At 59.8% G+C, this 14,219-nt stretch carries 15 protein-coding genes, 4 tRNA genes and 1 pseudogene; 8 read left to right on the top strand and 12 right to left on the bottom strand.

Annotated features, from left to right (window positions below; all coding sequences use genetic code 11):
• Window positions 1-35: 35 nt before the first annotated feature.
• Genes PMI26_RS26525 through PMI26_RS26540 form a run of 4 tightly spaced genes read left to right on the top strand, consistent with a single transcriptional unit; the run spans window position 36 to window position 2,772 of the window.
• Entirely contained in the window at window positions 36-662 is a 627-nt protein-coding gene (locus tag PMI26_RS26525) for a DUF1780 domain-containing protein (protein WP_007970534.1), read from the top strand.
• Window positions 659-1,186: an MOSC domain-containing protein gene (locus tag PMI26_RS26530; protein WP_007970532.1), complete on the top strand. Its 528-nt coding sequence runs from the start codon at window positions 659-661 to the stop codon at window positions 1,184-1,186. Before PMI26_RS26525 ends, PMI26_RS26530 begins: the two co-directional genes overlap by 4 nt.
• Before the next feature lie 53 nt (window positions 1,187-1,239).
• The gene (locus PMI26_RS26535) at window positions 1,240-1,413 is read left to right on the top strand and encodes a DUF3094 domain-containing protein (protein WP_007970531.1); all 174 of its coding nucleotides are present in this window, start codon (window positions 1,240-1,242) and stop codon (window positions 1,411-1,413) included.
• Window positions 1,414-1,473: 60 nt separating this feature from the next.
• A complete protein-coding gene (locus tag PMI26_RS26540; protein WP_007970529.1) occupies window positions 1,474-2,772 on the top strand; it encodes an NAD(P)/FAD-dependent oxidoreductase in 1,299 nt (432 codons plus the stop codon).
• Window positions 2,773-2,942: 170 nt separating this feature from the next.
• Here PMI26_RS26540 and PMI26_RS26545 read toward each other — a convergent pair.
• The 7 genes from PMI26_RS26545 to rluD all read right to left on the bottom strand — a co-directional run bounded on the left by PMI26_RS26545 (window position 2,943) and on the right by rluD (window position 8,037).
• Window positions 2,943-3,019, bottom strand: a tRNA-Pro gene (locus PMI26_RS26545).
• 95 nt (window positions 3,020-3,114) lie between these two features.
• A tRNA-Lys gene (locus PMI26_RS26550) sits at window positions 3,115-3,190 on the bottom strand.
• Between the two features lie 5 nt (window positions 3,191-3,195).
• Window positions 3,196-3,272, bottom strand: a tRNA-Pro gene (locus PMI26_RS26555).
• Window positions 3,273-3,281: 9 nt separating this feature from the next.
• Window positions 3,282-3,357 (bottom strand) — tRNA-Asn (locus PMI26_RS26560).
• Between the two features lie 300 nt (window positions 3,358-3,657).
• The gene (gene clpB / locus PMI26_RS26565) at window positions 3,658-6,222 is read right to left on the bottom strand and encodes an ATP-dependent chaperone ClpB (RefSeq protein ID WP_007970527.1); all 2,565 of its coding nucleotides are present in this window, start codon (window positions 6,220-6,222) and stop codon (window positions 3,658-3,660) included.
• A gap of 130 nt (window positions 6,223-6,352) precedes the next feature.
• Window positions 6,353-7,078, bottom strand: a complete 726-nt coding sequence (pgeF, locus tag PMI26_RS26570) for a peptidoglycan editing factor PgeF (protein ID WP_007970526.1) — start codon at window positions 7,076-7,078, stop codon at window positions 6,353-6,355.
• Window positions 7,075-8,037, bottom strand: a complete 963-nt coding sequence (gene rluD, locus PMI26_RS26575; RefSeq protein WP_007970524.1) for a 23S rRNA pseudouridine(1911/1915/1917) synthase RluD — start codon at window positions 8,035-8,037, stop codon at window positions 7,075-7,077. Before rluD ends, pgeF begins: the two co-directional genes overlap by 4 nt.
• A gap of 151 nt (window positions 8,038-8,188) precedes the next feature.
• Here rluD and PMI26_RS26580 point away from each other — a divergent pair, with 151 nt between their 5' ends.
• From PMI26_RS26580 to PMI26_RS26595, 4 genes are all read left to right on the top strand, one after another.
• Window positions 8,189-9,211, top strand: a complete 1,023-nt coding sequence (locus PMI26_RS26580) for an outer membrane protein assembly factor BamD (protein ID WP_007970522.1) — start codon at window positions 8,189-8,191, stop codon at window positions 9,209-9,211.
• Window positions 9,212-9,335: 124 nt separating this feature from the next.
• Entirely contained in the window at window positions 9,336-9,569 is a 234-nt protein-coding gene (locus tag PMI26_RS26585; RefSeq protein ID WP_007970520.1) for a PP0621 family protein, read from the top strand.
• Between the two features lie 105 nt (window positions 9,570-9,674).
• A complete protein-coding gene (locus PMI26_RS26590) occupies window positions 9,675-9,917 on the top strand; it encodes a hypothetical protein (protein WP_007970518.1) in 243 nt (80 codons plus the stop codon).
• Window positions 9,914-11,251 carry a sigma-54-dependent transcriptional regulator gene (locus PMI26_RS26595; RefSeq protein ID WP_007970516.1) on the top strand — a complete coding sequence of 446 codons (1,338 nt, stop codon included), beginning with the start codon at window positions 9,914-9,916 and terminating at the stop codon, window positions 11,249-11,251. The genes PMI26_RS26590 and PMI26_RS26595 overlap by 4 nt, the downstream gene beginning before the upstream one ends.
• Window positions 11,252-11,333: 82 nt before the next feature.
• Here the strand turns inward: PMI26_RS26595 and thiO are convergent, their stop codons facing one another.
• The 5 genes and pseudogenes from thiO to PMI26_RS26620 form a co-directional block, all read right to left on the bottom strand.
• A complete protein-coding gene (gene thiO / locus PMI26_RS26600; protein WP_007970515.1) occupies window positions 11,334-12,434 on the bottom strand; it encodes a glycine oxidase ThiO in 1,101 nt (366 codons plus the stop codon).
• A gap of 56 nt (window positions 12,435-12,490) precedes the next feature.
• Window positions 12,491-12,892 (bottom strand): type IV pilin protein, encoded by a 402-nt coding sequence (locus PMI26_RS26605; RefSeq protein WP_007970514.1) that lies wholly within the window; start codon window positions 12,890-12,892, stop codon window positions 12,491-12,493.
• 14 nt (window positions 12,893-12,906) lie between these two features.
• Complete coding sequence (locus tag PMI26_RS26610) at window positions 12,907-13,320, bottom strand: hypothetical protein (protein ID WP_007970513.1); 414 nt, start codon at window positions 13,318-13,320, stop codon at window positions 12,907-12,909.
• Window positions 13,307-13,747 carry a pilus assembly PilX family protein gene (locus PMI26_RS26615; RefSeq protein WP_443200833.1) on the bottom strand — a complete coding sequence of 147 codons (441 nt, stop codon included), beginning with the start codon at window positions 13,745-13,747 and terminating at the stop codon, window positions 13,307-13,309. The genes PMI26_RS26610 and PMI26_RS26615 overlap by 14 nt, the downstream gene beginning before the upstream one ends.
• A 49-nt stretch (window positions 13,748-13,796) precedes the next feature.
• Window positions 13,797-14,219 (bottom strand): annotated as a pseudogene (locus tag PMI26_RS26620) (pilus assembly protein PilW); the annotation flags it as partial.

Below are 14,219 nucleotides of genomic sequence, written 5' to 3'. Positions count from 1 at the left end.
TCTGCTTGTCGCAATTGAACGCTAAGCTTGGGCCTATGGATGACTCAGATTACTTACGCCTGCTGACCATCGCGGCCGAGCAAGCCAACGCGTTCCTGTCCAATGCCCGCAAATGGGAGCGTGAGCGTTGGGTGTGCCAGCGCCTGTTGCAAGGATTGAACATTCCCTATCGCGCCGACGAGTTCGCCCCCGCCGGGGAGCCGCCGGACGTGTTGTTTCGCGATGCCAGTTTCGAGGTGTTCTTCGTGCTGGACGAGGGCCGGCGCCTCAACGATGAATGGCGCGACGAACTGCAACGCCGACGCAGCGCGTTTTCCCTGAGCCAACTGGTGCGCCGCGAGGCCAAGCCACGACGCATCCCCGCCAACGAGTTCTTGCTGCGATTGGCGCCGACCTTGCGCAAAAAAGCGCACAACTACAAAGAGCGCGGCATGGACCTGGGTGAACTGGACATCATTGCCTTCGCCAGCCTCAAACGCGAAGTGCTGGACCTCAACAGCCATTTCCCGCCGCCGACCGAGTACCTGCGCCAGGGCTGGCGTTCGCTGTCCTTGGTCGGGCCGACTTTTGCCCGCGTGCTGTTCGCCCACCCGGATGCACCGGACTTCTTGCGCAGCAACCTGGGGCGCAGCATTGTCTTTGACGTCGGGATCAGCCTGTGAGCCCGCTGCAGGCGCTGATCGCCGAGGTGCCGCAACAAGGTCGTGTACGCTGGATCGGCGTGCGCCCGCAATCACGTTCGGCAATGCTTGAACTCGATGCCGTGGAAGCGCGCCTGGAGGCCGGCCTGACCGGTGACCACGCCCGCCCCGGCGTGCGCAATGCGCGACAGGTCACACTGATTCAGTGGGAGCACCTGGCGGTGATCAGTTCGCTGCTGGGGCGTGCACAGGATCATCCGGTCCGGCCTGAAGATCTGCGGCGCAATCTCGTTATCAGTGGTATCAATCTGTTCAGCCTCAAGGGCCGCCGCTTCCGGATTGGCCAGGCAACGTTCGAAACTACCGGCTGGTGCCAACCCTGCGCGCGCCTTGAAAGCAACCTGGGCATCGGCACCTTTCAGGCCGTGCGCGGACATGGCGGAATCACGGCCCGGGTGTTACAAAGTGGAATCATTCGCCTGGACGATTTCGTCAGCGTCGAACCCGTTCCAGACAGCGGCTATGCTGCGTTCAACCCTGGGTAAAAACACTGTAGCTTCTACACATTCAGCAACGTCTACCTTTGACGAGGCCCGATATGACCAGCCGCCTGAACCCCGACGACCAAAAGCATGTCGAAGAGTACCTGCAATTGTCCCAGCACCAAGTCGAGCGCCGGCCTTTCCGGCCGTGGATGCTCCTTGTTCTGGTATTGGCAGTGACCATTGGCCTGGGCCTGTTGAGCCGACTTATCAGTTACCTGACGCTATGAGCTGCCTTGCGCTCGCTTGGGTAATTGAACCGATTTCTTTTAGCCTTGCGAGTTATCCTTATGTCCCATCGTATTGTCATTGTCGGCGGCGGCGCCGGCGGTCTGGAGTTGGCTACCCGTCTGGGTAAGACTCTGGGCAAGCGCGGTACGGCCAGCGTGATGCTGGTCGACGCCAACCTGACCCACATCTGGAAACCGTTGTTGCACGAAGTGGCGGCCGGTTCCCTGAACTCTTCCGAAGACGAACTCAACTATGTCGCCCAGGCCAAATGGAACCACTTCGAGTTCCAGCTGGGGCGCATGAGCGGGCTCGATCGCGCGAATAAGAAAATCCAGTTGGCCGCCACCTACGACGAGGCCGGTCTGGAACTGGTCCCGGCCCGCGAAGTGCCTTACGACTCGCTGGTGATCTCCGTCGGCAGCACCACTAACGATTTCGGCACCCAGGGCGCAGCGCAACACTGCCTGTTCCTCGACACCCGCAAACAGGCCGAGCGTTTCCACCAGCAACTGCTCAATCACTATTTGCGCGCACACGCCGGCCAGACCGATGCAGTCGAACAAATCAGCGTGGCCATCGTCGGCGCCGGTGCCACCGGGGTCGAACTGGCCGCCGAGCTGCACAACGCCGCCCACGAACTAGCGGCCTATGGCCTGGACCGGATCAAACCGGAAAACATGCACATCACCCTGATCGAAGCCGGTCCACGGGTGCTGCCGGCGCTGCCGGAGCGGATTGGCGGGCCTGTGCATAAAACCCTGGAGAAACTCGGGGTCAACGTCATGACCAATGCCGCGGTGAGCGAAGTAACGGCCGACAGCCTGATCACCGCCGACGGCAACGAAATCAAGGCCAGCCTGAAAGTCTGGGCCGCGGGGATTCGCGCGCCGGGTTTCCTCAAGGACATCGATGGCCTGGAAACCAACCGCATCAATCAGCTGCAAGTTTTGCCGACCCTGCAAACCACCCGCGACGAGAACATCTTCGCCTTCGGCGACTGCGCCGCCTGCCCGCAACCTGGCAGCGACCGTAATGTGCCACCACGCGCCCAGGCCGCACACCAACAGGCTTCGTTGCTGGCCAAATCGCTGAAACTGCGCATCGAAGGCAAGCCCCTGCCGGAGTACAAGTACACCGACTATGGCTCGCTGATCTCACTGTCGCGTTTTTCGGCTGTGGGTAACCTGATGGGCAACCTCACCGGCAGCGTGATGCTCGAAGGCTGGCTGGCGCGGATGTTCTACGTGTCGCTCTACCGCATGCACCAGATGGCGCTGTACGGCCCGTTCCGCACGGCGATGCTGATGTTGGGCAGCAAGATCGGGCGCGGCACCGAGCCACGCCTGAAGCTGCACTAACCCCCCTGTGGGAGCGGGCTTGCTCGCGAAGAGGCCGTGTCATTCAACTCTTATGTCGACTGACACACTGCCTTCGCGAGCAAGCCCGCTCCCACATTGGTTTTGCGGTGTTACGGGTTTCTCACAGACAAAAAAAATCCCCGTATCTTTCGATACGAGGATTTTTAATATGGTCGGGGTAAGGGGATTCGAACTCCTGACATCCTGCTCCCAAAGCAGGCGCGCTACCGGACTGCGCTATACCCCGGTAAAAAAAAGGCACCTTTTAAAGGCGCCTTCTGCGAACAGAGCTTTTGGCGTCTGATCTTAAGATTCGATTCCAGCGCTAACTGGTTTCAAAAATGGTGGGTCGTGTGGGATTCGAACCTACGACCAATTGGTTAAAAGCCAACTGCTCTACCAACTGAGCTAACGACCCAAATATGGTCGGGGTAAGGGGATTCGAACTCCTGACATCCTGCTCCCAAAGCAGGCGCGCTACCGGACTGCGCTATACCCCGGTTTGAAATTGGCTCCGTGACCAGGACTCGAACCTGGGACCCAATGATTAACAGTCATTTGCTCTACCGACTGAGCTATCACGGAACTACACATTTCAATTTACAACTTTGAAGCTTTACTGCGTTCTCTTCGACCCGTTCGCATCGCTGCGTTCGTGTGTCTGAGGCGCGCTATTCTACAATCTTCAGCACCTCTGTCAACCCCCTAAATTGCTTTCAAGTTAATGATTTGCAACTTATTTTGGATTCCAGCTTGGGGAGCGGAAACCCTGGCGGGTGACTGACTGCGGGGCGCACTTTACAAGCCTTTTCCTTTGAGTTCAACAGCCTAACGAAAAAAAGGCCTCGTTATGCGAGGCCTTTTCGATTTTGTTGCCGTTATGGATCAGACGAAGACGATTTCGTCGTGTTCCACCACACCGTGAGCGGTATCGCCCGGCATGAATCGACCGGACAGAATCAGCTGCGCCAGCGGGTTCTCGATCCAGCGCTGGATAGCGCGCTTGAGCGGCCGTGCGCCGTACACCGGGTCGTAACCGACCGCTATCAGCTTGTCCATGGCCTCGGGGCTGAGTTCAAGCTTCAGCTCGCGCTCGGTCAGGCGGCTACGCAGACGACCCAACTGGATCTCGGTAATGCCGGCGATCTGATCCCGTGCCAACGGCTCGAAGATCACCACTTCGTCGACCCGGTTGATGAACTCCGGCCGGAAGTGGCTGGAAATCGCATCCATCACCGCTGCGCGCTGAGCCTCACGGTCACCGACCAATTCCTGGATCTGCACCGACCCCAGGTTGGAGGTCATGACAATCACAGTGTTCTTGAAATCCACCGTGCGGCCATGGCTGTCGGTCAGACGGCCGTCTTCGAGCACTTGCAGCAAGATGTTGAACACATCCGGGTGCGCCTTCTCGACTTCGTCCATGAGGATCACCGAATACGGCTTGCGACGTACGGCCTCGGTCAGGTAACCGCCCTCTTCATACCCCACGTAGCCCGGTGGCGCACCGATCAGGCGAGCCACGGAATGTTTCTCCATGAACTCGGACATGTCGATCCGTACCATCGCCTCTTCGGTATCAAAGAGGAATTCGGCCAGCGCCTTGCACAGCTCGGTTTTACCGACCCCGGTCGGGCCGAGGAACATGAACGAACCACTCGGGCGATTCGGGTCGGACAACCCGGCGCGCGAACGCCGCACCGCGTTGGAAACGGCCACCACCGCTTCATCCTGGCCGATCACACGCTGGTGCAACAGGCTTTCCATCTTCATCAGCTTGTCGCGCTCGCCTTCGAGCATTTTCGACACCGGAATACCGGTCCACTTCGACACGACTTCAGCGATCTCTTCTTCAGTCACCTTGCTGCGCAGCAACTGATTTTCGGCTTTGCCATGCTGATCGACCATTTGCAGGCTGCGCTCCAGGTCCGGGATCACCCCGTACTGCAACTCGGCCATGCGGTTCAGGTCGCCTTTGCGGCGGGCCGCTTCCAGCTCCTGACGGGACTGCTCGATTTTCTGCTGGATCTGCGCAGAACCCTGGACTTCGGCTTTCTCCGAGTTCCAGATTTCCTCGAGATCCGAGTACTCACGCTCATGACGAGCGATTTCTTCCTGCAGTTTTTCCAGACGCTTCTTCGCCGCGTCGTCGCTTTCTTTCTTCAGCGCCTGGGATTCCACCTTCAGCTGAATCAGGCGACGTTCCAGACGATCCAGCACTTCAGGCTTGGAGTCGATCTCCATGCGGATGCGGCTGGCGGCTTCGTCGATCAGGTCGATGGCCTTGTCCGGTAACTGCCGGTCAGTGATGTAGCGATGACTGAGCTTGGCCGCCGCAATGATCGCGCCGTCAGTGATGGCCACCTTGTGGTGAACCTCATAACGCTCTTTCAGGCCACGCAGGATGGCAATGGTGTCTTCTTCGCTCGGTTCGTCCACCAGCACTTTCTGGAAACGTCGCTCGAGAGCGGCGTCCTTCTCTATGTATTGGCGGTATTCGTTCAGCGTGGTGGCACCCACGCAGTGCAGTTCACCGCGGGCCAGGGCTGGCTTGAGCATGTTGCCCGCATCCATCGAGCCTTCGCCTTTACCGGCGCCGACCATGGTGTGCAGTTCGTCGATGAACAGGATGATCTGCCCTTCCTGCTTCGACAGCTCATTGAGCAGGGATTTCAGGCGCTCTTCGAACTCACCACGATACTTGGCACCGGCAATCAGCGCCCCCATGTCCAGGGACAACAGACGCTTGCCCTTGAGGCCATCCGGCACTTCGCCATTGATGATGCGCTGGGCCAGGCCTTCGGCGATGGCGGTTTTACCCACGCCAGGTTCACCGATCAGCACCGGGTTGTTCTTGGTACGACGTTGCAGCACCTGGATGGTCCGGCGAATTTCATCGTCACGGCCGATCACCGGATCGAGCTTGCCGTCTTCGGCGCGCTTGGTCAGGTCGACGGTGTACTTGTCCAGGGCCTGGCGTGCTTCCTCGTGGTTCGGGTCGTTGACGGCCTCGCCACCACGCAGGTTGTTGATCGCGTTTTCCAGGGCTTTCTTGCTCACACCCTGGCCGAGCAGCAACTTGCCGAGTTTGCTGTTCTCGTCCATGGCGGCGAGCAGCACCAGTTCGCTGGAGATGAATTGGTCGCCCTTCTGCTGGGCCAGACGGTCAGCCTGGTTGAGCAGGCGCGCCAGATCCTGCGACATGTTGACGTCGCCGGTCGGGTTCTGGATTTTCGGTAGCTGGTCGAGCTCTTTGGTCAGCTCTTTACGCAGGCTGTTGACGTCGAAGCCCACCTGCATCAGCAGAGGTTTGATCGAACCACCCTGCTGCTCGAGCAAGGCTTGCATCAAGTGCGCCGGTTCAATGGCCGGATGATCGTGGCCGACAGCCAGGGATTGGGCATCGGACAACGCTAACTGCAATTTGCTGGTTAAACGGTCTATACGCATGGGTCACCTTCCTTTTGAGCAGGCCGGACCTATAAAACATCCTGAATGAAGAAACCTGCCAGATACCACAATAGATGCGGTCGATTCTGGGAGTTTCAAGCGTCGTGACGTTGATGCAGATCAGACAAGTCTAGCGTTCGAGCCAAACCAGGGAGGCAAACCGACCAGTGCGAGGCGCACGGCGGTAAGAAAAGAAGCGCGGATCGCTCACGGTGCAGAACCCGCCACCATAAACGGCGGTGACACCGCGAGCGGCCAGACGCAAGCGCGCCAGCCTATAGATGTCGGCCATGAACTTGCCGGGGTTTTGGCTCGGCACAAAAGCCTCAGCCGCTTGCGGCAATTGCTCGACGAAGGTCTCGCGCACTTCCGGGCCGACTTCAAAGGCCTGCGGGCCGATGGCCGGGCCGAGCCAGACCAATACGTCTCCGGGCGCAACGTCCAGCGTATCGAGCGTCGCTTCCAGCACGCCTGCCGCCAACCCGCGCCAACCGGCATGGGCCGCCGCGACACGAGTGCCGGCGCGGTCGCAGAACAGCGCAGGCAGGCAGTCGGCAGTCATTGCCGCACAGGCGATGCCGGGCGTCGACGTCCAACTGGCATCAGCGGTGGCCACCTGGCCCGGATCGGCATGGGCCACGACAATGCCGTGGACCTGCTGCAGCCAGGCCGGTTGAATGGAGAAATGATCGGTAAGACGACGGCGATTCTCGGCAACCGCTTCGGGGCTGTCGTCGACGTGATCGCCGAGGTTGAGGCTGTCGAACGGCGCCACACTGACGCCGCCCGCACGGGTGGTCACACAGGCTTTGACCCCGGCCGGCGCGGGCCAGTCAGGAATCAGCCAGGCACTCATCCGATGAACGCCTCGCGGTCTTGCTTGAGCAGGGTCAGCAGCCAGACGAAGTCTTCCGGCAACGGCGATTCCCAGCTCATGCGCTTACCGGTGGTCGGATGATCCAGCTCCAGGAAACGCGCATGCAGCGCCTGACGCGGGAAATTTTTAAGCGACTCGACCATGGTCGGGTTGGCGGCCGGCGGAATACGGAAACGACCGCCGTAGGCGGGATCTCCGACCAACGGGTAGTTGATGTGCGCCATGTGCACGCGAATCTGGTGCGTACGACCGGTTTCCAGCTTCACCCGCACGTGAGTGTGGGAGCGGAAGCGCTCGAGCACGCGGTAATGGCTGACGGCTTGCTTGCCACCTTCCATTACGGCCATGCGCTGGCGTTGCTGGCCGTGACGACCGATCGGCGCGTTGATCTTGCCGCCGGCTGTCACCACACCGATCACGATGCACTCGTAGATCCGGCTGACGCTGCGACTCTGCAACTGTGTCACCAGCTGCGTCTGCGCCTGAATGGTCTTGGCCACCACCATCAGACCGGTGGTGTCCTTGTCCAGGCGATGCACGATACCGGCGCGGGGCACATTGATGATGTCCGGCACGTGGTGCAGCAAGGCGTTGAGCAAGGTGCCGTCGGCATGACCGGCAGCCGGGTGCACCACCAGGCCCGCAGGCTTGTTGATCACCAGGATGTCGTCGTCTTCGTAGAGGATGTCCAGGGCTATGTCTTGAGCGACCCATTCGCCCTGAGCTTCCTGCTCGGCAGTCAACTCAAGGATGGCGCCACCATGGACGATGTCTCGCGGGCGGATAACCGCCCCATCCACAGTCAGGCGGCCGTCTTTGATCCAGGCGGAAAGGCGCGAGCGCGAGTGCTCAGCGAATAATTGTGCGGCGACTTGATCGAGGCGTTGGCCGCCCAATTCGGACGGCACCTCTGCGCGAAGTTCAATTTTATCGGACATGCTCAGACTAGGCGTCGGCACAGCCTTTGGTTTCGGCTGCGCGCTTGTGGTTAAATACGGCGTCTTTTGCCCCGAGGCTTTTCAACGGGGCGCTCATCATAACAGGACGGCCACGCCCAAGACAGCGGCCGTCATAGGGACGCAAGCCGCCATGCAAGTGAAACACCTGCTGCTGATCGCCATCCTCGCATTGACCGCTGCTTGCTCATCGAAGGAAGTCGTAGACGAAAACCTCAGTGAAGTCGAGCTGTACCAACAGGCTCAAAATGACCTGGACAACAGTAGCTACACCTCCGCCATCGCCAAGCTGAAGGCTCTGGAGTCGCGTTATCCGTTCGGTCGCTATGCCGACCAGGCGCAACTTGAACTCATCTACGCCAACTACAAGAACACCGAGCCAGAAGCGGCCAAGTCCGCGGCTGAGCGCTTCATTCGTCTGCACCCACAGCATCCGAACGTCGATTATGCCTACTACCTCAAGGGCCTGACTTCTTTCGACCAGGACGTCGGCCTGCTGGCGCGTTTCCTGCCACTGGACATGACCAAGCGTGACCCTGGCGCCGCCCGCGACTCCTATAACGAGTTCGCCCAACTGACCAGCCGCTTCCCGAACAGCCGTTACGCGCCGGATGCCAAGCAGCGCATGATTTACCTGCGCAACCTGCTGGCGGCCTACGAAATTCACGTGGCCGACTACTACCTGACCCGTCAGGCCTATGTCGCAGCAGCAAACCGCGGTCGTTACGTGGTGGAAAACTTCCAGGAAACCCCTTCGGTCGGCGACGGCTTGGCGGTGATGACCGAGGCCTATCAGCGCCTGCACCTGGACGAACTGGCTGCCACCAGCCTGGAAACCCTGAAGCTCAACTACCCGAACCACCCGACGCTGGTAGACGGCCAGTTCGTGCCGACCATGGCCGAAGCCGACAACCGTTCGTGGCTGAGCAAGGCGACCCTGGGCCTGATCGAATCCCGTCCGCCGCTGCCACCGGGCGAAACCCGCGCCAACCAGGACGTGCAGAAGCAGTTCCAGGACGCCAAGGACGCCATCCCGGCCGAGCTCAAGCCTAAAGACGACAATGGCGACGCGGTCGAAGAAGAAAATCACGAAGCGGAAGGCAACAACAGCGACCGCTCGTGGTTCAGCTACATGACCTTCGGCGTGTTCGACTGACACCTTGGGCTGTGCAAAAGGGAGACTCTCGGGTCTCCCTTTTTTATTTCAGTGCTTTATTACACTGTGCGCCTGTCAGGTCCTTGGCTAAACTGCCGGATCATCAGTCGAAAAGCAGCTCACCATGCTTCGTTTATTGTTCTGGATTGTCCTGATTGCCGCTGCCGTATGGTTCTGGCGCAAATTCAAGGGTCAGGCCTCCACCCCCCGGTCCCCTGCCGAACGGGACGCGGCGCCCATGGTCCGTTGCGCCCATTGCGGCGTTCACCTGCCCCGTGACCGCGCGCTGAGTCTCGACCAACGGTGGTATTGCAGCCAGGCTCATCTCGAGCAGGACAAGAACTCCAGCGGCCGCTGACACGCTCCCGAAATGGCGGCCGATCGAGGACTATCGCTGACACCCAAGGAACTGAAGGGCACCGAGTGACGTCTGACGCAGATTATTCAAGACCTCTCTCTGCGAATGAACCGGGTAATCGAAAACGTCCTGTACCTGCAGCGCCGCGCGCAAATGTCGCCGCCATGGCTTGACCTGAAATCACTGGAAATACTCGATCACGAAGCCCCCGCCCCGTATTTCAAGGGCCCGGGGCTTTATCTGTCCGGCCAGCCGGGCGAAAGCATTCTGTCCCGCCTAGACTTCAAGGCACGCCAGGAAAGCGGCTGCTTTTGCATGACCTTTGCTCACGGACGGAACCTAGTTTGAATACGAGACCACGACAAAAAGTCTTGATCGTCGATGACGAACCAGACATACGCGAACTCCTGGAAATCACCCTGGGAAGGATGAAACTGGAGACGTTCAACGCTCGCAATGTCGGCGAAGCGCAATCACTGCTGAAAAGCGAAACTTTCGATCTCTGCCTGACCGACATGCAGTTGCCGGATGGCACCGGCCTGGAGTTGGTGCAGCACATCCAGCAACGTCATCCTCAGGTCCAGGTGGCGATGATCACCGCCTATGCCAGTCTCGAAACCGCAATCAATGTGCTCAAGGCCGGTGCATTCGACTTCCTCACCAAACCGGTGGACCTTCCGCGCCTGCGTGAACTGGTCACCAGCGCCTTGCTGCTTCCTGCCCGCGGGGTCGACATCGATCGCCGTTTGCTGGGCGACTCATTACCCATGCGCAACCTGCGCAAGCACATCACTAAACTGGCCAACAGTCATGCGACGGTATACATCAGCGGAGAATCCGGCAGTGGCAAGGAATTGGTCGCGCGCCTGATCCATGATCAAAGCCCCCGCGCCAAGCAGCCGTTCATTGCAATCAACTGCGCGGCGATTCCCTCTGAGCTGTTGGAGAGTGAGTTTTTCGGCCATCGCAAAGGCAGCTTCAGCGGCGCCATCGAAGACAAACCCGGTCTATTCCAGACAGCTCACGGCGGTACCCTGCTCCTCGACGAGGTGGCCGACCTGCCGCTGGCCATGCAGGTCAAACTGCTACGCGCCATTCAGGAGAAAGCCGTACGCAGCGTCGGCGGGCAGCAGGAAGTGGCGGTGGATGTGCGCATTCTCTGCGCCACACACAAGGACCTTGGCACCGAAGTCGCCGCCGGGCGATTTCGGCATGATCTTTACTACCGTTTGAATGTGATCGAACTCCGGGTGCCGCCCTTGCGCGAGCGTCGCGATGACATCGAGGTGCTGGCCAGTCACATACTCAAGCGCCTGGCCGCCGATACGGGTCAACCGGCAGCCAGACTCCACCCCCAAGCCCTCGATGCACTGAAAAGCTATCGCTTCCCGGGCAACGTGCGGGAACTGGAAAATATGCTCGAACGGGCTCATACCTTGTGCGAGGACAATCAGATCGAAGCAGGCGACCTGCGCCTGGCTGAGGGCAATTGCGCAGCTGAAGGTGGAATGCCGGACCTGACCCGGATCGACAATCTAGACACCTATCTGGAAAACGTCGAACGCCAACTGCTGCTCCAGGCCCTGGAGGAAACCCGCTGGAACCGCACGGCGGCGGCTCAGCGGTTGAATCTGTCATTCAGGTCGATGCGTTACAGGCTCAAGAAATTGGGACTGGATTGAGGCTTTAAAAAGATCGCAGCCTGCGGCAGCTCATACAGGAGGTGCGCTCCCGATGCAGGAGCTGCCGAAGGCTGCGATCTCTTCAAAGTCTCCCGGCAGGCGCATAAGGCGTCGGATCGATAATCGGCGTACGCCCCAGCATCACATCGGCAAACAACTGACACGACGCCGGCGCCAACACCAGTCCGTTACGGTAATGCCCACAGTTGAGCCAGAGCCCCTCAAACCCCGGCACCGGGCCGATATAGGGAATGCCCTCGGGTGATCCCGGGCGCAATCCGGCCCAGTGCCCCACCACTTCGGCATCGGCCAGTGCCGGGATCAATTCCACCGCCGACGCCTTCAGGCTTTCCAGTGCCGCCCCGGTCGGCGTCTTGTCAAAACCTTCATGCTCCAGCGTACTGCCAATCAGTATGTGTCCATCGCGTCGGGGAATCGCATAACGGCCCTTGGCCAGGACCATGCTTGGCAGGAAATCCGCCGCGCACTTGTAGAGAATCATCTGCCCTTTCACCGGCTCAACCGGCAGCATCAGATCAAGACGCTTGAGCAAATCACCGCTCCAGGCCCCCGCCGTCAGGACGACTTGATCGCCGAGAACAGCACCGGTGGCGGTCTGCACGCCGACCACTTTGTTGCCGTCACGAACAAACCCGCTGACTTCGCACTGCTCATGGATCGTCACGTTCGGCAGCGCCAGCAACGCGGCCTTGAGCGACTTCACCAGACGCGGGTTACGCACGTTGGCGACATCGGCCATGTAGATCGCCCGGGAAAAACCGCTGCCCAGCACTGGCACGGCGTCGTGTGCCGCCGAGATATCCACGGCACTCAACGGACGATGCTCCCGCGCGGCCCAGGCCAGCGCTTGGGCCTCGTCATCCAGATCCAGCCAATACAGGCCGGTGGTATGCACTTCAGGATCAACACCGGTGGCGGCGAACAAGCGCTCGCCCAGTTGTGGATAAAAGTCCTGGGACCAGTGAGCCAACGCAGTGACCGCCGGGCTGTAGCGCCACGGGTAAAGCGGCGAAACGATGCCGCCACCGGCCCAGGACGATTCCTGACCGACGTTCGAGCGATCCAGCAGCACAACGCTTTGCATTTCGGAGGCGAGATTGAAGGCCGTCAGCAAGCCAATCACCCCACCGCCGACAATCACCACTTGCTGTTGCCTGGTCATGTTCTGATCCAATCGTTAAATAGACAGAGGGTGCAAAAGGCACCCGAAAAAGAAACTCAGCGCCCCCAGCAATCTTTGCTGGTCAGGCCGGACTTCGCATTGACCATACCCAGTACACCGGTGTTGGTGATGGTCAGATCACCGCATTTGTCAGTGGCCATGCTTGAGCCGGCCTTGCGTACCGCCGTCAGCAGAAAGGTCTGGTCGGTCAGGGCTGGAGTGATGCTGTAGTAGTCATTGCCGGCGCTGAGGCCCGTCGCATCGGTGTAGACATTTTTCTGCGAGTAGAAGCGCTCCAGGAGCTGCGCCTGCTCCGAAAGCAGACCCGCCACTTCCGCGCGACGGCCCTTGTTCAGGTACTCGGTGAAACTCGGGGCCGCAATGGTCATGACAATCCCGATGATCGCAATCACGATCATGATTTCGATCAGGGTAAAACCGCGGTTGGAACTACGCATGCCTCAACTCTCACTTACTGTATTTGTCGCCACATGATGCGACGGCTGCCGCCGGATTTTTCCACCCCCGGCGTGTCGTCGCCAGTGGAATCGTTTACGACCCCGCCATTGTCGCTGGTATCCTGGGTCGAATGCTCTCCGACGAAGATCACACCATCGGACAGCGTGTCGGGGTTGTCGACCACGCCATCGGCGTTGCTGTCGAACATCTTAACGCTGATCGCTTCGGGCAGCTTCAGGCAGACGGCTTTCAAGCCCTGATTGCCATGATAGAAACCATACCAGTTGCCATTCGCCAGACAGGTTGGCCGGTTCAGCGCTGGCGAATCCGCTGGCATGGCTGCATGCGCCGACATCGACAGGTCAAGCGCGACAACGACGCCGAGCAGGTGTGACCATAACCTGACAGGTCGCTCAGTACTTCGCATAGATACTCTCCACCACACTGCGCGAATGACCCGCGATGCCGACTGCGGTTACCCGATACAAGGTCGCCGGGGTATTGATTGGCACATTCACCGCCTTCTTGCTGACACCGATGTTTTGCACGCCATAAAAACCCTTGCCCGATGCAATCCAGGTCACTCCGGAAGTGGCGTTGAAGCCGGCTGCGGTAATGGTCGAGGACTCGGACGGTGGTGCACATTGAACGATGCCGCTGCAAACAGGTAGCGCATAACTGTCCCGCTGCACGCCACTCTCGCCCACCCGCAATGCTGCCTCGGCGCTCTGGAACGACTGGTTGTGCAAGGCGACGCTACCGGCCATTTTTTCCTGCAGGGTCGCACTCTGCATCGAGGAGAGACCCATCAGCGTCAGCAAGAGCAAGAACACCAGACTGACCAGCAGCGCCATGCCGCGCTGGGTGTAATACGTCTCGGGAGAACGACTCAATGGTATCTCCTCATGGCAAGCGGTTGCGCAGAGCGGCAACCACGTTGAAGGTTTGATCGCTCACCCGGCGACTCGGATCGGTGAGGGTCAGGCTCAGGCGTACGCTACGAATCAGCGCGGGGTCCGGCGGGTTGCTGCTGTAGCGCGATGCTGCCAGATCAGTGGCCGTGCTGGCCAAGCCGAAGCTCACGTCGAAAGCGCCGACATTGTCCACCAGTACCTGGTCTGCTGCGGCCCCGCCCTTCATGAGCAACTGGTTGTTGCTGAACCTGTAAGTCAGCCGCCGGATCGGAAATGCCAGTTGCCCCGCCACTGGCGTCCGGCCTTCACTGTAGGCCGTCGAATGGGTTCTACAATCGGAAAGCACGGTCCAGTCCGGCTTGTCGCCATTGCTGCCGACATCCGACATCACCAGCGTCAACTGGCGGCCGCC

Source organism: Pseudomonas sp. GM33 (genome assembly GCF_000282295.1).
Classification (GTDB): Bacteria; Pseudomonadota; Gammaproteobacteria; order Pseudomonadales; family Pseudomonadaceae; genus Aquipseudomonas; species Aquipseudomonas laurylsulfatiphila.
Note: the sequence above shows the minus strand (reverse complement) of the source record. Positions and strands in the feature narration are given on the sequence as shown.